The following is a 16,944-nucleotide window of genomic DNA, read 5'->3' on the forward strand; positions in this document are numbered from 1 at the left end:
CCCTATTATTTTATAGTGCCTTCTTCACAAACCCTTTCGCTTCTTTTAATTTCTCCAGTGCTTCCACATACTCACACTGTAGTAACACCATAACAATCGCGGCTTTCACATTACGTTCTGCTTTTTCATAACACTCTGCTGCTATTTCATAGCTCACACCTGTTGCTTCCACAATAATGCGTTTTGATCGTTCTACTAACTTTTCATTTGTAGATTGAACATCTACCATTAAGTTTTTATATACTTTCCCCACACCAATCATAGAAGCTGTTGAAATCATATTAAGTACTAATTTTTGCGCTGTACCAGCTTTCAAACGCGTTGAGCCTGTTAAAATTTCTGCGCCTGTTTCTACTTCCACATTTAGTTTTGCATATTTACTTATTTCAGCATTTTTATTACAAGAAATACTCGCCGTGCTCGCTCCCACGCTAGCTGCGTACTTCAAACCGCCAATTACATAAGGAGTTCGACCACTTGCCGCAATTCCAATCACTGTATCTTTCTCGTTTAATCCAATACTTTTTAAATCTTCTTCTGCTAACTCTTCGCGGTCTTCTGCACCTTCCACTGCCTTAGTAAACGCTTTCAATCCACCTGCTATAAATCCTTGCACCATTTTATCATCTGTGCCAAATGTCGGCGGACATTCCACTGCATCCAAAATACCTAAACGGCCACTCGTACCAGCACCAATGTAAATTAAACGTCCCTCTTCTTCAAAAGATTTAATAACAGTCTGTACAACCTTTTCAATTTGTTCTATCTCTTTTTCAACTGCTAACGCAACAGTTCGATCTTCTTCATTCATACTTTGCAACACTTCTTTTATGCTCATTTCATCCAGATTCATTGTTTTCTCATTACGATGTTCTGTCGATAAATTTTCTAACATATTGCCACCCTCTTTGAAATTATATTTCACACTTTTATTATAACTTTAAGAAACTAAAAATCAATAACTCTTTCTTATTTTATGAAATGAAATTTCACGACATGACATATTTTTGTCAAAGATAATAAAAAAAGATGAGTCTCCTCATCTTTTCTTCTACTTTAACTTCCGTAACCGCAACGCTTCTTCTCGCGTCTCCATAAATTGATCCAATACGTTATTACCAATTCGGTTGAAAGTAATCACATATAAAGCATCTATCATATTCAGTTGTGTCATTCTCGAAGCAATACTTGCAATACGATGATCTTGCTCTACATCTGGCATACAAAGACGAATATCCGCTTCTTTATATAAAGGTGATGATTGGTCAAGCTTTGTAATCGCAATAACTGTTGCACCTTGTCTCTTCGCATATTGCGCCATTTCAAGTACATCTTTCGTACGACCAGATGTTGAAATGGCAACAAATATATCGCCCTCTTTTAAATTCGTCACAAGCGGCAACATCATATGAAAATCTGATAGCATCATCGCTGTAAATCCGAGCCTTGTAAATTTATAAGCCCCGTCCATCGCAGGAGTAGCTGATCCGCCTACTCCATAAAATATAATTTTATCTGCATTTACAATACGATCTGCAGCTTTCTCAAGTTCCTTTTTATCTATCGCAGTAACGCTCGCCTCAATTGCAGCTTTATTCACATACGTAACTTTATTAAACAAGTCATACGGTCCATCTTCCGTATTCATAACTGAAAAATCATTAATATTATAATCAGCAATCGTCAATTCACGAACGAGCGCGATTTTAAATGCTTTAAAGCTTCCAATCCCAATCGACTTACAAAAGCGAACAACACTCGCCTCACTTGCGCCCGCATTCGTTGACACTTCTTTCGTCGTTAAGTTCGGAACAATTTCTGCATTCCCCATTATGTACATGGCAACCTTCTTTTCAGCTGGTGAAAATTGATCCATATTACTTTCAATTTTAAATAGTAATGTTGAAGCTTTCACTATTTAACCTCCACTTCTTACGGTTGCTTTCACTTATTTTCTCTTGCTTCAAAAAGATAAAAACCATCATCGCCAGGAGGATGGTGAACAATTACAGTTCGATCCCCTTTTTTATATGACGTTATTTCACCTTCAGATCGCTGTTTTTCCCATCCATGTATCCAAATTGCAAAGTCAGGTACAAAAGCAGTGTAATTATAGTCTTTCGGGTTTTCGTCTTCTACATAGGAAGAAAAAATAGAAACAGGAAAGTCTTTCACTTTTGACTCTTTCCATGCAGTAAATGGTATACATAGCGCAATAAGTATGATTACACCGATAACCTTCCCCTTCGTAATCCTCAAACATTTTCTCTCCTCGACTTATCATATACGTAGATTTTACCATAATTACAACCTATTCATGCTATATGACTATTGCTTTTTCCAATAAAAAAAGAGCTTACCTACATCAGATAAGCTCTTCCTCTCTATACAAAATATTTTTTCAAAAGCGGCGGCGTAATAATCGTCGTTAATATAACAACAATAACAATCGCTGTGAAATTTTCTTTCGCTAATAAATTCGCCGCAAGTCCATTCGCTGCGATAATAAGCGCCACTTCTCCGCGCGAAACCATCCCCGCACCAATACTAATAGAAGATTGAAGGTTGAACCCTGTCAGTCTTGCTCCTAAACCTGATCCGATTAACTTTGTAAAAATTGCAATAAGCGTCATGATGATAATGAACCAAAGCTGGCTTCCGATACCTTGAAATGTAATTTCCATTCCAATACTTACGAAGAACACCGGTACAAATATTGCATAAGCAATCGGTTCAATTTTATGTTCTACTTCGTGCTTATACTCTGTTTGCGAAATGGCAATTCCGGCTGCAAATGCCCCAATAATACCTGCGATCCCCATCATTTCACTGTAATACGAAAATGAGAAACAAATAATAAGAGCTGCACTAATTAACGCTTCTGTTACGCGAAGTGGTACGAGCATTTTCATAATCCATGGAACAACTTTCCAAGAGATGAAAACGATACTGACAAAAAAGATAATTTTCTTTGCAATGACAAGCGTTACATTTACATCTTGTGTGCCTAAAAAACTCATCACAAATGCTAATAAAATAACAACAATTACATCATCAAATACAGCTGCCCCTAAAATCGTCGTACTTTCTCTCGTATTCATTTTCCCTAAATCTCTTAGTGTTTGAACAGAAATACTAACCGAAGTGGCACAAAGTAATAACCCTAAAAAGATCGCATGCGACTGTAACATTCCAAATGCAAGTCCCGCTAAATACCCACCAAGGAATGGGAAAATAATTCCTCCCATCGCTACTGCGAATGCAGATTTCAAATTTCGATTTAACTCTTCTAAATCTGTTTCAAGTCCTGCCATAAACATAAGTAGTAAAACACCAATTTCACTCAGTTCATCGATCAATTCAGAACTATTAATAATACCAAGCACAGCCGGACCGATAATAATACCAACGATTAATTTACCAAGTACAGAAGGCTGGCCAAGCCTAACGCTAATATCACCAGCTAATTTCGTACAAAGTAAAATGACGACAAGTTCAAAATAAAATAACATAACATCTTCTCCTACTTTATAAAGTAAAACTTTTATGAGTGGTTTTGTCACTCTGTTAACCCTCGTCCATTCCTGCCAGTAGTTTCCCCTATTCATTCGCATTTTATTTGTCACATTTTTATTTGACAAAATATTCTGAATTATAATAAAATTAATCCAGCAATTTTAAAAAACAACCTACCATAACTGTACCTCCATTTACTTACATACTCTTTTCTAGTGGGCTCATACTATATTCGCAGTTATGAAAATGAAAAAACGGGGGGAGAGTCCAAAGTGAAGTCATTATTACGAAAAAAACCGCTTAGTACTGAATCACCACGGCAGTTAGATAGAACATTAACTGCACTTGATTTAACGTTTTTAGGAATTGGCGCCGTAATTGGGACAGGGATTTTTGTATTAACAGGTATTGTCGCAGCGAAACATTCTGGTCCTGGTATTATGTTATCATTCCTTATTGCTGCATTTACTTGTGCTTGTGTAGCCTTTTGTTATGCTGAATTTGCTTCTTCTATTCCTGTCTCAGGAAGTGTGTACACTTACGCATATATGACAGTCGGAGAAGTCGTCGCCTTCATCGTCGGCTGGTGTTTAATGCTAGAATATTTACTTGCAGTCGCGGCAGTAGCTGTCGGTTGGTCTGGTTATTTACAATCTTTACTACAAGGGTTTAACGTTCATCTGCCCGCCATAATCGCCTCGGCCCCTGGCGTAGGAAAAGGTGGTCTTATCGATTTACCGGCTGTTTGTATTTTACTACTCATTACAGGTCTTTTAAGTTTTGGTATACGCGAAAGCGCACGCATTAATAATATTATGGTTCTTATTAAGTTAGCTGTTATTATCGCCTTTATCGTAGCAGGGGCAAAATATGTAAAACCTGAAAATTGGACGCCGTTCATTCCATTCGGATACGACGGTATCATTACTGGGGCTGCCACTGTATTCTTCGCCTTCTTAGGCTTTGATGCAATCGCAACCGCTGCAGAAGAAACGAAAAAACCACAGCGCGATTTACCAATTGGCATTATCGGTTCCCTTCTTATTTGTACTGTTTTATACATGATTGTATCTTTCGTTTTAACAGGTATGGTTCCGTATACACAATTAGATGTTTCTGATCCAGTTGCGTTTGCCTTACATTTCGTTGGCGAAGATACAATTGCAGGACTACTCGCTGTTGGAGCGATGACTGGAATGACAACCGTTCTCTTAGTCGTTATGTATGGACAAGTTCGCGTTTCGTATGCGATGAGCCGCGACGGTTTACTTCCAAAAGCGTTAGCACGTGTGAATAAAAGAGTAAAAATCCCTTTATTAAACACGTGGATCACTGGCGTTGTTGCCGCTTTATTAGCAGGACTGTTAGACTTACATTTACTAGCGAATTTAGTAAACATCGGTACGTTAACAGCATTCACATTCGTTTGCTGCGCTGTACTTATTTTACGAAAAACACATCCTGATTTAAAACGTGGATTCCGCGCACCTTTCGTACCTGTACTACCAGTTGTTGCAATTCTTTGCTGTTTATATTTAATGATCAATTTGTCTAAAACGACATGGATAAGCTTTGCAGTTTGGCTTCTAGTCGGCTTATGCTTCTATTTCTTCTACTCTAGAAAACATAGCCATTTAGCTACTGAAAAAACAAATGATGAAGAGAAAAAAGCATAACAAAATAGCTCACCGATAAAACGGTGAGCTATCTTTCTGTATTATTATATTTTTTCGTTAACGATTGTAAAATGAAAAATATGCCGATGCAAGCTGTAAACGATGCCCAATTTCCTATCGGTGTAGCGTATTTAAAAACGCCAATACCTACAAGCAATAGGAAAATAATCACCTGATATATAAGCTTCCACTTTTGCATATATTCCCTCCTTTACTTCGTTCCCTTCTTTTTCTTCTTCCATGCATTTAAACTATCAAAGAAGAAATTAATAAATAACGTGCCTAAACCCGCTAATAAAAACGTCATTAAAAATAAAATCCATATACTTTTCTCTTTTAAGAAATAATATCCTACAAGGAGCACAACCGCGATCCATACATATTCAAGAATTCTTTTTAGCTTTTTCTCTTCCAAATTATTCGCTCCTTCATTCTATGCTACTTTTAGTATAACAAAAAAGAAGCCTATCATGATAAGCTTCTTTTTCTCCTCTCTTATTTGTTTATGCTTTTTTCAACGAGTGAAATCGCATATTCCATCGTACGATTCATCGTTTCTACTTGTGTATCTTTTACTTTCGCATCTTTTAACACAGATTCTGCCACTGTAATTTTTTGACTCAATGATTTCACTGAACCGTCCGTTACATTTGCAGCTTGTGCTTTTTTCACCACTGCTTTTGCAGATTCAATATTGATTTGTAATTTTTCTTTCAGTGTTTTCGGTTTTTCTTCTGCTACTTTAGATTGTACAAATGTTACATTAGCTGCTTTTAATTCGTTATACGCTTGAACGATCTGCTCTCCCGTACTTCCTACATTTTCAAATGCTTGCTTTGCAGTGTTATAGCTTTTCTCTAGTGCTTGAAATGCTTCCTTTGAATATTGACCTGGTTTGTCACCAAACTCATACGTACCAGCTAACACTTCTTTCACTTTCCCAAGCTCTTCATATAACGCGTTTACTTGCTCTAATTTTGTACGATTAGAAAACTCATTATACGCTGCTAATACTTCTGAAGAACTTAATGCTTTACTATATAATTTTGCAAGCGCAATTTGTCCATTTAGCGGGATACCACCATTCCCATTACTATCAGGGTCTGCCCCAAGCGCAAATGGTACGTTCGGGTGATATACTTTCCCTGTAGCTGGTTGGCTATTTACTTTTTTACCATCTACGTAAATTGCTACTTCACTTCCGTTATACGTTCCTGTTAAATGATACGTTTTATTTGCCTCTAATTGAACGCCAACACGTTTATAACTTCCACCAATATGAGCCCATAATTCTACATAACCACTTCCTGTAGATTCAAAACCAATTCCGCCGCTCTCTGTATTTTGTAAAATACCTTGTCCGCGAATTTCATTCATTGAAAACACAGTTTCTAATGTAAATGTATTTGCTACTTTCTCTTTTTGTGCTGCTGAAAACGGAAGATATCCAAATGTATTTGCTTTTCCGTTTAGCTTCATAACATTCTTTTTCAATGCTTTATCATATTCAATAGTCACATTGCCCTTAACATCACCTTTTGTACCAAATGATGAATTGTCTTTAAATGTACCATCTGCAAAGTTTACATCAAAAACATCCGCTTTTGGTACTTTCACATTCGGGTCAATATTATCTTTTTTCGTAGTGATTTCTGCTGTTAACGGCTGTACACTTTCATTGCCGAATGAATCAATCGCAACGACTTCAAGTGTATATGTTTTCCCGCCATCTAGTCCTGCCAGTGTAAATGTTAGTTCTTTCGGCACTGGGTCACGATAAAACTCTGAGAATGCTAACAATTTATTTTTTATTTCTCCAGTTTGCTTATCTCTAGCTTGTACACGATAAGAATGAACAAGAAGGTTGTCCAACGCTTGCATGAATGTTACTGTTGCTGCATTTTCTGTTACATTTGATACTGATAACTTTGCATCTTTTGCAAAATAAGGCTTTTCTTTATCACGATCTTCTACATGTGTAAAAGTTTCCTTCTTTGATGGCAACTGAATTTTCCACGGTTCACCTGTCCAAGAATTCGTATGGAAGTCGCGGCGATTAATTGTTACCTCTTTATCATCCACTTCTACTAATAAACCTTGACTTAACGTGCTAGCTCCTGGCGGGATAGTCCCTTGTACTTTACCACCTTCAACTTCCATATAACTTACAGAAGATGTACCAACTGATGTAAAGTCTTTTTGATGAATCGATCTCGGATCATCTAACGGATAGTGTGAATGGCCAGAAAACGTAATAACTTGTGGGTATTGTTTTAATACCTCATTAATTTTTGCACTATCTTGCGTTCCCCATTCTTGGCTACCGTATACTGTATCTTTAATATGTTGGTGTAAAAATACGAAAATTGGTTTTTCTGGATCATCTTTTTGCGCTTTTGCCATCTCTTCTTTTAGCCAATTAATTTGCTTGTCCGAATAATATCCATGAGTTGTTCCATCCTCTGGAGACATAACAAGGAAGTGATACCCTTTCACCACTTTATGGTAGTAAATCGATTCCATTCCTGTTTTTTCTAAGAAACGCTTCTGTGCTCCCTCTACAGATAAACCGTTCCAATAATCATGGTTTCCTAGAGAATTCATTCGTACTGCATCTTTATTTGCATTTTCATTATATACTTGCATGAAACGATCATATTGCTGCACTGATCCTGTATCTGTGAAATCACCTACGATAACAAAGGCATCTTGCTTTGGTGCAAGCGTATTGAACTGTTCAATCGCTCGTTTCCAGCGAAACGTATCATCCGTTCCACTATTTTTAATATGTACATCACTTACAACTGGAAAAACGATCTTCTTTTCACTTGGTGCCTTTTCTTGCTTTTTCTCTTCCGCTTTGACTGATGTACTCCACGGAAATGATACGAATGCTAATACAAAAACCATTAATAATCCAATGAGACCTTTTACTTTTCGTAAAGCTGTTCTTTCCACATGAATCCTCCTCATATAATAAATTAATTACACTGGTTATTGTATCGAACATATATTAACTTCATTTAAACTAAAAATGTATTTTGTTTAAATTTTGTAAATATAAAGTCAATTTCATATTAAGTGCCACATTTACATAAAACAAGTACTTTTTGTCTAATAGATAACTAATTTTTTCCTATAAAAATTATTAAGAGATATGAGCCTATGAAACTATCACGATTTTATTTTTTTTGTTCATTCTTAACACATCGGCCATGCTGTTACATTTAATAATAATAAATACCTTTTTAAAAGGAGGGATTCCATTGAAACCCCATAAAAACATCGGTTGTTTTGCTCCTTTATCTATCATTTGTCAACCTATTTGTCCCTGTCCTCCTCCTATTCCGCCACCTGAAAGATGTGATGCTGAACTCATTACTAATGAATTTGCTGGGGATATTCTTATCTCCAATGATTTTATTCCAATTTCTCAAAAACAACTAAAACAAACTTACTCCACAGTAACCATTTGGAAAAACGGTGGAATTGTTTCATTATCTGGTACTATCTCCATATATAACAATAGGAATAGTACTTCTGCATTATCAGTCCAAATAATCGGTTCTACCACAAATATTTTTACAGTTTTACCCGGAAACACCATTTCATACACAGGGTTTGATTTACTATCTGTTTCTATTATCGATATTCCATCAGATCCTTCTATTTACATTGAAGGGCGCTATTGTTTCCAATTAACTTATTGTAAATCAAAGCTAGATTGCCTATAACTACAAAAACTATTCTTTTGAATCTAATCAAAAGACTACAAAAAACGTGCAAACTAATAAATCGTTTGCACGTTTTTTTAAAATTAAAAAATCTATATACACTAAGATAAAGAGTATCGAATTGTCATACAAAATTCCCCAGTTTCAGCTGCTGCTGTTCCAAGAATCGTAACAGTATCAAAACGACGAACTGTAAAAGATGCGCTACTTCCAGTTGCTACAACAATCGTTTCCAATGCTGTTCCTGCTATACCCCCACTATAAAACACAAGTGTAACAGGTCCCGTCCCAGTATCTACTTTCAAATACCCCGATGCATAAATATCTTGAGAGATATTATCTGCATAAATTACTTCAGCTGTTGCTGATGCAGTCCAGTCAATACAAACTTTATCTTGAACAATCGTTTTTTGCGAATTTGCACAACATGAAAGATTAGTACTACAATTCCCCATCTTATTTTTCCCCTCTCTATGAAATTAAATAACGTGTAGTAATACAAAACTCTCCTTGGTAGGTTCCTAACGGAGTAGCCGGTGTCGTAATTTGAATAATATTAAAACGGCGGAACGTAAACGCAATACTTGTACCTTCAGAAACGGTAAATGATTGAATCGTTCCTCCGCCTGAATCGAGCACTGCCACTGTAATTTGGTTTGCAGGGCTCACACCCGGCCCGACATCATAAGTTAAATAACCTGTTCCAACGATATTTTGATTCACATTATTCGCATACACAGTAAATGTACTAGCAGCGGCACTAGACCATGAATTACATACTTTATCTTGGACGAAGTTACTACTATTATCCGAACAACACGTTAAAACTGTTCCTGAGCACTCACAAGCCATAGTCTTTCCCTTCTTTCTTTTTTATTCCTTATATGTGTATGTCCTTCAGAGTCTTTTGCCTGTACTATTCATCTATTTTCAAAAATAAGACAACTCCTGTACTAATGACTAGATAGATTCCGTTCTGTTTCTTTTTTTCATAAATTTATAGATTAAAATACCACCTACAACAATAACTACGACTAGTAATATCGGTAGCATATATTGTCCAACAACATCCGCCGCTTTTGCCCAATGCGGACCTAATTTCATCCCAAAATAAATATACAAAGTCGTTAACGGGAACATTGCTACAAATGTATATATACTAAATTTCCATATGTTCATTTTTGCCATACCACATGGAACAGAAATAAGCGTTCGAACTCCCGGTACAAAGCGTCCAACAAATGCTACAACTGGTCCATATTTCTCAAAGAAATCATCTGCTTTTTGAATTTGTTCTTCTTTAATAAAGAAGTATTTCCCGTACTTTATTAATAGAGGACGACCACCGTAATAACCGAGTGCGTATAGCGTTAATGGTCCTGTCGTTCCCCCCAGTGTTCCAGCTAATACAGCTAGCCAAAAATTCATATCCCCCTCGTACACCCAATATCCAACCATGGGCAACACTACTTCTGCTGGAATAAATTCAAACGTTAATGCTAACACAACTCCAAAATAAGAAAACTGCTTTAAAAACTCAATTATATCTAAAATAATTTGCTCCATATTTTTAACTCCTATCCTACGTTTACGTTATGCTTTTCTTGTAATTGAACTGGCGCCATTTTTACAATTCGGTTCAAAATGAATAACACAATTCCAATATCATCTAAAATACCGATAAACGGCAGGAAGTCTGGAATTAAATCAAGCGGCATCGCAACATACCCAACTAAAAAAGCAACAGATAAAATTTTCTTCTTTATTGAAACCTCTTTTGAAGTAAAAAAGTCAAATAGAAATGGAACGAAACGACGGACATGAAATACAACTCTTAATCTACTAATAAGTTTTTTCATTTTTATTTCTCCTCTCTTTGTATACAAAAAGGACCCTACCAAATATGGTAAGGGTCCTAAAAAAGACAATAAGGGGCCTTTACCATTGCTGGTAAAGGTCTCACTAACAACGAAACGTTGCCAATAAAGCCGAGGGTTTCTCCCTGTAATGACGACTTTACTGTAATAAGTTACTCCCCTTTATACACAATTTTATACACTCACATTAAAATATTTGCCTAAGCTTGTCAATATTTTTTTCATTCACCATTCAGATTATTCCATTATAAAAAGCTCTATTCCATATTTTATATTGAAGTAAATTGGAGTGTATAACCATCTGGATCATGAAATATTATTCTAACTTCTTCACCATGGTGCTCTTCTACAAATGATATTTGATAAAACACTAACTTTTTCTTTAACCGCTCGATATTTGTAGTTTTTAACAATAGTTCTTTCACTGATGATATAACGGTCTCTCTATGTTCTCCTAGTCCCCTATTTACAACAAAACAAATTCTCGTTGAACCGATATCATACCACACACCTGTTACACGTATTTGTGGCCTCTCCTTGCTCGGTTTAAACCCTAGAATTCCTTCGTAAAAATATAATGTTTCCTTTAAGTTTTTAGATTCTAATACAATACATGTTGTAACACTTTCCATCCGCACTCCCCCTGCCTCTTTTAGTTTTCTATATGAGTCATAATTTGCAATTATGTACGAATACAATACGTAGTGATGAATATTTCATTTATAAAGGAGGCGTGTAACATGGATGAATTTATGAAATCCTACATACCTTTCCATGGCCCAAACGACCCTTGCCCTCCAATTGGAAAAAAATATTACTCAACTCCCCCACACCTATTTATGGGCTTTCAACCACCTAACCTACCACAATTCCCACCAAAAGAAGCTTTACAAAAAGGAACTCTGTGGCCTGCTTTTTATGATTTTTATGAAAATCCTTACAAAAAAGGACGGTGAATAAAAACGTGACACAGACATTGCCTGATGAATATTACAAATGGATTCAAGAACTACAAGAACTAGACTTTGTATTAGTTGAACTTACCCTCTATTTAGATACGCACCCAAACGATACTGCAGCTATAAATCAATTCAACGATTTCTCCTATAAACGAAGAGTATTACAACAAAAAATCGAAGAAAAATACGGGCCACTCCAGCAGTTCGGAAATAGTTATTCTAACGCTCCATGGGAATGGAGCAAAGGACCGTGGCCATGGCAAATATAAAGGAGAGAGACTATGTGGATTTATGAAAAGAAATTACAATATCCAGTTAAAGTGAGTACTTGTAATCCAGCACTCGCCAAATTATTAGTTGAACAATATGGCGGTGCGGACGGCGAACTCGCTGCTGCTCTTCGCTACTTAAATCAACGTTATACCATTCCTGACAAAGTAGTTGGCTTACTAACCGACATTGGTACCGAAGAATTCGCGCATCTAGAAATGATTGCGACAATGATTTATAAATTAACAAAAGATGCAACACCAGAGCAAATGAAAGCTGCTGGATTAGACGCACAGTACGCTAATCATGATAGTGCTTTGTTTTATCATAATGCTGGTGGCGTTCCTTTTACTGCTACTTATATTCAAGCAAAAGGAGACCCTATTGCAGATTTATATGAAGATATTGCTGCTGAAGAAAAGGCAAGAGCAACTTATCAATGGCTCATTGATTTATCTGACGATCCTGACATAAATGACAGCTTACGCTTTTTACGCGAACGAGAAATTGTCCATTCACAACGTTTCCGAGAAGCAGTTGAAATTTTAAAAGAAGAACGTGATAAAAAAATATTTTTTTAAGACACGTATCCTAGCGATATGTGTTTTTTTTACGTTTAAAGTTAAATCCTTCCTATTAAAGATATAAATAGTATATTTATTCGATTTAATGTATTATTTTTTAATATTTTCAAAATTCCCTATTGCTTTCTAGTCATCAGACCTTTAAAATAGTAACAGTTACTCGACAAATTATTTGAATTTTCGACAAAAACACTCATTAGGAGGATTTTCTTTATATGCGTACAACTTTAAAACCAGCGCAAATACTTTCGATTAGTTTATTACTATTCGCAGTTTTCTTCGGTGCTGGTAATATGATTTTCCCGCCCCTTCTCGGTCTTTCATCCGGAGAAAACATGTGGATTTCCATTACAGGATTTATTATTACAGACGTCGGTTTATCTTTACTAGCTATCGTCGCTGTTGCCCTTGCCGGTGGTAGTTTTAACACTTTAGCAAGCCGCGTTCATCCAAAATTCGCAGCAATATTCGCTATCATTATTTATCTTTCAATCGGCCCACTATTTGTTATTCCACGAACTGGATCTGTATCTTACGAAATTGGGATTGCACCACTTTTCCCGGACCAATGGTACTCTATGTTAATCTTTAGTGCGATTTTCTTTACAGTCGTCTACTTCTTATCATTAAATCCATCAAAATTAGTAGATCATATCGGAAAAATATTAACACCCATTTTACTTGGAATTATTGCAATTATGGCAACAAAAGCGATTCTTTCACCAGGAACGTTTGCAGAACCTGTTGGTGACTATAAAGAAATTCCATTTTTCAAAGGATTTCTTGAAGGATTTTTAACGTTAGATGCAATTGGTGCTCTCGTATTATCAACAATTGTTGTAAATGCAATTCGCCAAAACGGTATACAAGAGAAAAAATCGATTGCGAAATATACAATTATTTGTGGGAGCATTGCAGCCCTATTCTTAACAATTGTTTATTTCTTACTCGGTTATATCGGCGCTTCAAACGGAAACTTAGGACAATTCGAGAACGGTGGTCAACTATTAGCTACTGTTATGTACCAATTCTTTGGGACAAGCGGTAATGTTTTATTAAGTATTGCCATTATCTCCGCTTGTTTAACGACAGCAATTGGCGTTGTAAGTGCATTCGCCAACTATTTCGCAACAGTATTAACAAATGTTTCATATAAGAAACTCGTACTATACGTTTGTATCTTTAGCTTCGTTATTTCAAACTTAGGATTAAGCTTATTAATCAAAATTACATTACCTGTATTAATCATTTTGTATCCAATTACAATCATTTTAATTTTCGTATCATTTATTGATAAATATACGAAACGTAAACCTTCTGTCTACATCGGATCAATGCTCGCAGCATTCATTATTAGCTGTATTCATGCACTTGATAATGTGGAATTGATACCAAGTTTTATCGCTAATATCGTACACACCATTCCTTTTTATAACTTAGGAATCGGTTGGATTATTCCAGCAATCATTGGTGGTATAATCGGATACTATATTCCTCAAACAGAAGCTGAAGGTGAAGTTTCTACAAAATAAAGAAAAGAAGCAAGCATGAAATCCATGCTTGCTTCTTTTCACATCGTATGTTTAAAAGTAAATAACTCTTCTTTTGACTGCACAGCAGATTGTTCCTCTTCTATAGCGTCCTTCTTTATCTCTCCCCCTAATCTTACTTTCATCATCGCCTCTTCGATACTTTTTACAATCATATTTCCTGAAAAAATAGTAAGTCCAAAAAATGTAATCGGAACGAGAGGGATCCACGGATTCACTGTTAATGACCTAAAGTATACTCCAATTAAACCTGACCATTCATGCGTATAAGATTCCACCTCTTTTATTTGTCCACCAAACATTACAGTCCCACCAAAGAACACTTCAAGTAATCCTAAGTGGAGTAAAATAGTAAGAGTTTGCGTAAACTGCTGAAGAAATACGAGTATAAACGGCATATAGAGATGCGGAAAAATATGTTTTATAACAATATGTCTTCTCGATCCACCTAATATGCGCGCGGCATCAACAAATTCTTCCGTTCGCAATTTACGAACTTCCTTCGCAACATACAGTGCAATAACTGGCATTACAAGCAGTACAAGTAATACCACTTGAAACGAAGCCCTTTCAAAAAAGGTTGTTGTCTCCTCTCCGCTTCCAAATGCATTTGCAGATTGAAGAAAAAAATACGCAATCATAACTGTCGGAATAACTGTAAAACTATCAAAGAAAGCCTCAATTTTTGAAAATCCTCTTTTTATATACGTTCCGAGTACGACACCGAAAAACACACCTATTACCATTCTAAGTGCCGCAATTAAAATAGATATACCAATCGTCCACTTCGCGCCCTCAATGACTAAATGTAACAGGTCATACCCTTTCCGGTCTGTCCCGAGTAAAAATTGTAATGAAGGTGGAAACGGTGGCACTTGTGGATTTTCATCCGCATCATATTGCAATGTAACTTGTCTAATATGTCCATCATTCCATATCGTATTTCCGATGCTCAAAAGAACTAATAGGAGAAGAAACCCAATGCTTATCCAAAATCTTTTATCGCGTTTTATATACGTCCACATATTATAATCTCTCCTTCATCGCAGCCGGAATGAGATAATGAAACAATTTAAATAAAATAAAAATCGGAATATATATAAGAAGCACACTAACGATGAAAACCTCAACTCTAATACCGAAATACGATTTCAAAAACATAAAAATACCACCCGTATTAAAAATCCATTCTATAATATATAAATTAGATAACATAAAAAAGATATTCGTTTTCGCAAAGAATAATGTACTAAGCAACACATTTCGTAAAATATGACGATTTAAAATATGAAAGCGCCCCAGCCCTTTCGCCTTAGCAAATAGTACATAATCTTTTTCTAGTTCATTTTCAAAACGAAGCACGACCATTTTTACAAACATAATCGTAGTCGGGATGCTCAAACACAATATTGGCAACCCCCTAATCGACTCGCCTCCAATTGAAGCAATTTGAAAAGGTAAAAAGCCTGTTTGTTTAAAAACCCATACAACTAAAATTTGCGATACTAAAATAAGTAAAATGTCTGGAATAGATTCTAGGAAGATAAGAAATGATTTAATTCGATGTTGTATACGCGGTGAACTACTCATAATGACATAAACAATACAAAATGCTACAAATAATGAAATGAAAAAAGCAGCTAAAAATATAACAATTGTTTCTTTATAGTGGACAAACAACTGCGGAAATAAAAATTTATCTCCCACATATTTAAAATTGGAGATATCCATTAAATTCACAAACACTTCTTGTAAACTCTTTATGTACTGTGATGCATGCAGCTCAAATCCGTAAAATAACTTTGGCAGTGCCCCTAAACAAATAATACCAAAAATTGAAATAATAAATTGAACCGTCACTTCCATCCCATTCAGAAAAACTTTTTTGACCACGTTTTCCCTTCTCTCTTTATATAATTTACCCCTTAATTTTATTCTCAATTTTCTGAATTGTAAATATTTATATGAAAAAATCACTAGGTTATGATCCTAGTGATTCTTTATGCGCATGCCCTTCTCTTTTCGCAAACGGCATATACAAAATAAAACATCCAATAAGCGCAGCTATTTCTAATGAAATAATATAGTAAGGGTGTGGCCCTAACATATCGAGTAATGAAGCAGTTTCTGGCTTACGAGCTAAAAACATATAATTGCCACCTGTTTTGTAGTTCACAAAAGAAACGATTGGAATTATTATGTTTAAAAATATCATCGTACGCTTAATTGATTGCAAGGTCGGTCTATATCCTTCTACCCACGTCATAAAGAGTGGTGCCCAAATGAGTAATACATGTGCACCGAAGAATTCTATAAAGCGAAAATGCGGAAAAGCATATTGCACGTTCGGCGTTAAAATAGCTTGTGATGCACCGATAATCCCTGTAAAAAATACAATCTCATATATGCGGTAACTTTTCGTTACAATCATAATCGATGCTAACAATAAACTAATCGTACATAGCTCAAATGGTAATGAAGTGCCAAGTTCAAAAATCCCCGCTTTCCATTCCCACATATGGAGCCCAATTTCACTCCCAACAAATAAAAATGCAATCGCATATCGAACCGTTATATTCCACTCACTTTGCCGTAATATACCTTGGTATTGATACAGAAAAAATATCCCCACCAACATAATAAATAATATAAGGACGTGTTGCCTTGAGTATGGAATAAATGGTTTTAATGGATGCGCACTAAAATAAGCTTCCATCTTACCTCCTCCTCTCTTTCATACAATATTATTGTAAGAAAGAAACGACGAGTCAATTCATT

21 protein-coding genes are annotated in these 16,944 nt (G+C 35.8%); 6 read left to right on the forward strand and 15 right to left on the reverse strand.

Annotated features, from left to right (window positions below; translation table 11 throughout):
- Positions 1 to 10 precede the first annotated feature (10 nt).
- The 4 genes from murQ to ACLBWW_RS20790 all read right to left on the reverse strand — a co-directional run bounded on the left by murQ (position 11) and on the right by ACLBWW_RS20790 (position 3,608).
- The gene (gene murQ / locus ACLBWW_RS20775; RefSeq protein ID WP_048545685.1) at positions 11 to 895 is read right to left on the reverse strand and encodes an N-acetylmuramic acid 6-phosphate etherase; all 885 of its coding nucleotides are present in this window, start codon (positions 893 to 895) and stop codon (positions 11 to 13) included.
- Between the two features lie 156 nt (positions 896 to 1,051).
- Complete coding sequence (locus tag ACLBWW_RS20780) at positions 1,052 to 1,915, reverse strand: MurR/RpiR family transcriptional regulator (RefSeq protein ID WP_048545687.1); 864 nt, start codon at positions 1,913 to 1,915, stop codon at positions 1,052 to 1,054.
- Positions 1,916 to 1,944: 29 nt separating this feature from the next.
- Positions 1,945 to 2,259 carry a hypothetical protein gene (locus tag ACLBWW_RS20785; protein WP_001223248.1) on the reverse strand — a complete coding sequence of 105 codons (315 nt, stop codon included), beginning with the start codon at positions 2,257 to 2,259 and terminating at the stop codon, positions 1,945 to 1,947.
- A 125-nt stretch (positions 2,260 to 2,384) separates the two neighbouring features.
- Entirely contained in the window at positions 2,385 to 3,608 is a 1,224-nt protein-coding gene (locus tag ACLBWW_RS20790) for a cation:proton antiporter (protein ID WP_052767423.1), read from the reverse strand.
- Between the two features lie 180 nt (positions 3,609 to 3,788).
- Here ACLBWW_RS20790 and ACLBWW_RS20795 point away from each other — a divergent pair, with 180 nt between their 5' ends.
- Complete coding sequence (locus ACLBWW_RS20795; RefSeq protein ID WP_048545688.1) at positions 3,789 to 5,192, forward strand: amino acid permease; 1,404 nt, start codon at positions 3,789 to 3,791, stop codon at positions 5,190 to 5,192.
- Positions 5,193 to 5,220: 28 nt separating this feature from the next.
- Here the strand turns inward: ACLBWW_RS20795 and ACLBWW_RS20800 are convergent, their stop codons facing one another.
- From ACLBWW_RS20800 to ACLBWW_RS20810, 3 genes are all read right to left on the reverse strand, one after another.
- Positions 5,221 to 5,391, reverse strand: a complete 171-nt coding sequence (locus ACLBWW_RS20800; protein WP_001174844.1) for a hypothetical protein — start codon at positions 5,389 to 5,391, stop codon at positions 5,221 to 5,223.
- Between the two features lie 12 nt (positions 5,392 to 5,403).
- Positions 5,404 to 5,607 (reverse strand): hypothetical protein, encoded by a 204-nt coding sequence (locus ACLBWW_RS20805; RefSeq protein ID WP_000391503.1) that lies wholly within the window; start codon positions 5,605 to 5,607, stop codon positions 5,404 to 5,406.
- A gap of 80 nt (positions 5,608 to 5,687) precedes the next feature.
- On the reverse strand, positions 5,688 to 8,150 hold the full coding sequence (locus ACLBWW_RS20810; RefSeq protein WP_048545690.1) for a LamG-like jellyroll fold domain-containing protein: 2,463 nt from the start codon (positions 8,148 to 8,150) through the stop codon (positions 5,688 to 5,690).
- Positions 8,151 to 8,458: 308 nt separating this feature from the next.
- Between ACLBWW_RS20810 and ACLBWW_RS20815 the strand changes: the two genes are divergently transcribed.
- A complete protein-coding gene (locus ACLBWW_RS20815) occupies positions 8,459 to 8,926 on the forward strand; it encodes an S-Ena type endospore appendage (protein ID WP_048545694.1) in 468 nt (155 codons plus the stop codon).
- A gap of 101 nt (positions 8,927 to 9,027) precedes the next feature.
- On the opposite strand, the gene ACLBWW_RS20820 is transcribed toward ACLBWW_RS20815, so the two are convergent.
- The 5 genes from ACLBWW_RS20820 to ACLBWW_RS20840 all read right to left on the reverse strand — a co-directional run bounded on the left by ACLBWW_RS20820 (position 9,028) and on the right by ACLBWW_RS20840 (position 11,435).
- On the reverse strand, positions 9,028 to 9,381 hold the full coding sequence (locus ACLBWW_RS20820) for a DUF3992 domain-containing protein (RefSeq protein ID WP_048545696.1): 354 nt from the start codon (positions 9,379 to 9,381) through the stop codon (positions 9,028 to 9,030).
- Positions 9,382 to 9,397: 16 nt separating this feature from the next.
- A complete protein-coding gene (locus tag ACLBWW_RS20825; RefSeq protein WP_048545698.1) occupies positions 9,398 to 9,778 on the reverse strand; it encodes a DUF3992 domain-containing protein in 381 nt (126 codons plus the stop codon).
- Between the two features lie 108 nt (positions 9,779 to 9,886).
- Positions 9,887 to 10,492, reverse strand: coding sequence for a DedA family protein (locus ACLBWW_RS20830; RefSeq protein ID WP_000435010.1), 606 nt, complete (start codon positions 10,490 to 10,492; stop codon positions 9,887 to 9,889).
- Positions 10,493 to 10,503: 11 nt separating this feature from the next.
- The gene (locus tag ACLBWW_RS20835; protein WP_000733852.1) at positions 10,504 to 10,785 is read right to left on the reverse strand and encodes a YkvA family protein; all 282 of its coding nucleotides are present in this window, start codon (positions 10,783 to 10,785) and stop codon (positions 10,504 to 10,506) included.
- 287 nt (positions 10,786 to 11,072) lie between these two features.
- A complete protein-coding gene (locus ACLBWW_RS20840) occupies positions 11,073 to 11,435 on the reverse strand; it encodes a VOC family protein (protein ID WP_000446755.1) in 363 nt (120 codons plus the stop codon).
- Positions 11,436 to 11,543: 108 nt separating this feature from the next.
- On the opposite strand from ACLBWW_RS20840, the gene ACLBWW_RS20845 reads away from it, so the two are divergent.
- From ACLBWW_RS20845 to brnQ2, 4 genes are all read left to right on the forward strand, one after another.
- On the forward strand, positions 11,544 to 11,759 hold the full coding sequence (locus ACLBWW_RS20845) for a spore coat associated protein CotJA (RefSeq protein ID WP_048545701.1): 216 nt from the start codon (positions 11,544 to 11,546) through the stop codon (positions 11,757 to 11,759).
- Between the two features lie 8 nt (positions 11,760 to 11,767).
- On the forward strand, positions 11,768 to 12,031 hold the full coding sequence (locus ACLBWW_RS20850; protein ID WP_048545702.1) for a spore coat protein CotJB: 264 nt from the start codon (positions 11,768 to 11,770) through the stop codon (positions 12,029 to 12,031).
- Positions 12,032 to 12,043: 12 nt separating this feature from the next.
- Positions 12,044 to 12,613 (forward strand): spore coat protein CotJC, encoded by a 570-nt coding sequence (cotJC, locus tag ACLBWW_RS20855; protein ID WP_000265283.1) that lies wholly within the window; start codon positions 12,044 to 12,046, stop codon positions 12,611 to 12,613.
- Between the two features lie 218 nt (positions 12,614 to 12,831).
- Positions 12,832 to 14,148 carry a branched-chain amino acid transport system II carrier protein BrnQ2 gene (gene brnQ2, locus ACLBWW_RS20860; protein ID WP_098068529.1) on the forward strand — a complete coding sequence of 439 codons (1,317 nt, stop codon included), beginning with the start codon at positions 12,832 to 12,834 and terminating at the stop codon, positions 14,146 to 14,148.
- A gap of 38 nt (positions 14,149 to 14,186) precedes the next feature.
- On the opposite strand, the gene ACLBWW_RS20865 is transcribed toward brnQ2, so the two are convergent.
- From ACLBWW_RS20865 to ACLBWW_RS20875, 3 genes are all read right to left on the reverse strand, one after another.
- Positions 14,187 to 15,191: an ABC transporter permease gene (locus ACLBWW_RS20865; protein WP_098123739.1), complete on the reverse strand. Its 1,005-nt coding sequence runs from the start codon at positions 15,189 to 15,191 to the stop codon at positions 14,187 to 14,189.
- 1 nt (position 15,192) lies between these two features.
- Positions 15,193 to 16,059: an ABC transporter permease subunit gene (locus tag ACLBWW_RS20870; RefSeq protein ID WP_447614216.1), complete on the reverse strand. Its 867-nt coding sequence runs from the start codon at positions 16,057 to 16,059 to the stop codon at positions 15,193 to 15,195.
- Between the two features lie 88 nt (positions 16,060 to 16,147).
- Entirely contained in the window at positions 16,148 to 16,882 is a 735-nt protein-coding gene (locus tag ACLBWW_RS20875; protein ID WP_098633624.1) for a YwaF family protein, read from the reverse strand.
- Positions 16,883 to 16,944: the final 62 nt, after the last annotated feature.

The sequence above is a fragment of the Bacillus sp. M5A3_1b genome, assembly GCF_053345335.1.

What these genes read in the sequence shown, in the direction of transcription:
- murQ (WP_048545685.1), bottom strand. Translation starts at nt 895, where the DNA reads ATGTTAGAAAATTTATCGACAGAACATCGTAATGAGAAAACAATGAAT.
- ACLBWW_RS20790 (WP_052767423.1), bottom strand. Translation starts at nt 3,608, where the DNA reads ATGAATAGGGGAAACTACTGGCAGGAATGGACGAGGGTTAACAGAGTG.
- ACLBWW_RS20800 (WP_001174844.1), bottom strand. Translation starts at nt 5,391, where the DNA reads ATGCAAAAGTGGAAGCTTATATATCAGGTGATTATTTTCCTATTGCTT.
- ACLBWW_RS20820 (WP_048545696.1), bottom strand. Translation starts at nt 9,381, where the DNA reads ATGGGGAATTGTAGTACTAATCTTTCATGTTGTGCAAATTCGCAAAAA.
- ACLBWW_RS20825 (WP_048545698.1), bottom strand. Translation starts at nt 9,778, where the DNA reads ATGGCTTGTGAGTGCTCAGGAACAGTTTTAACGTGTTGTTCGGATAAT.
- ACLBWW_RS20830 (WP_000435010.1), bottom strand. Translation starts at nt 10,492, where the DNA reads ATGGAGCAAATTATTTTAGATATAATTGAGTTTTTAAAGCAGTTTTCT.
- ACLBWW_RS20835 (WP_000733852.1), bottom strand. Translation starts at nt 10,785, where the DNA reads ATGAAAAAACTTATTAGTAGATTAAGAGTTGTATTTCATGTCCGTCGT.
- ACLBWW_RS20840 (WP_000446755.1), bottom strand. Translation starts at nt 11,435, where the DNA reads ATGGAAAGTGTTACAACATGTATTGTATTAGAATCTAAAAACTTAAAG.
- ACLBWW_RS20845 (WP_048545701.1), top strand. Translation starts at nt 11,544, where the DNA reads ATGGATGAATTTATGAAATCCTACATACCTTTCCATGGCCCAAACGAC.
- cotJC (WP_000265283.1), top strand. Translation starts at nt 12,044, where the DNA reads ATGTGGATTTATGAAAAGAAATTACAATATCCAGTTAAAGTGAGTACT.
- brnQ2 (WP_098068529.1), top strand. Translation starts at nt 12,832, where the DNA reads ATGCGTACAACTTTAAAACCAGCGCAAATACTTTCGATTAGTTTATTA.
- ACLBWW_RS20865 (WP_098123739.1), bottom strand. Translation starts at nt 15,191, where the DNA reads ATGTGGACGTATATAAAACGCGATAAAAGATTTTGGATAAGCATTGGG.
- ACLBWW_RS20875 (WP_098633624.1), bottom strand. Translation starts at nt 16,882, where the DNA reads ATGGAAGCTTATTTTAGTGCGCATCCATTAAAACCATTTATTCCATAC.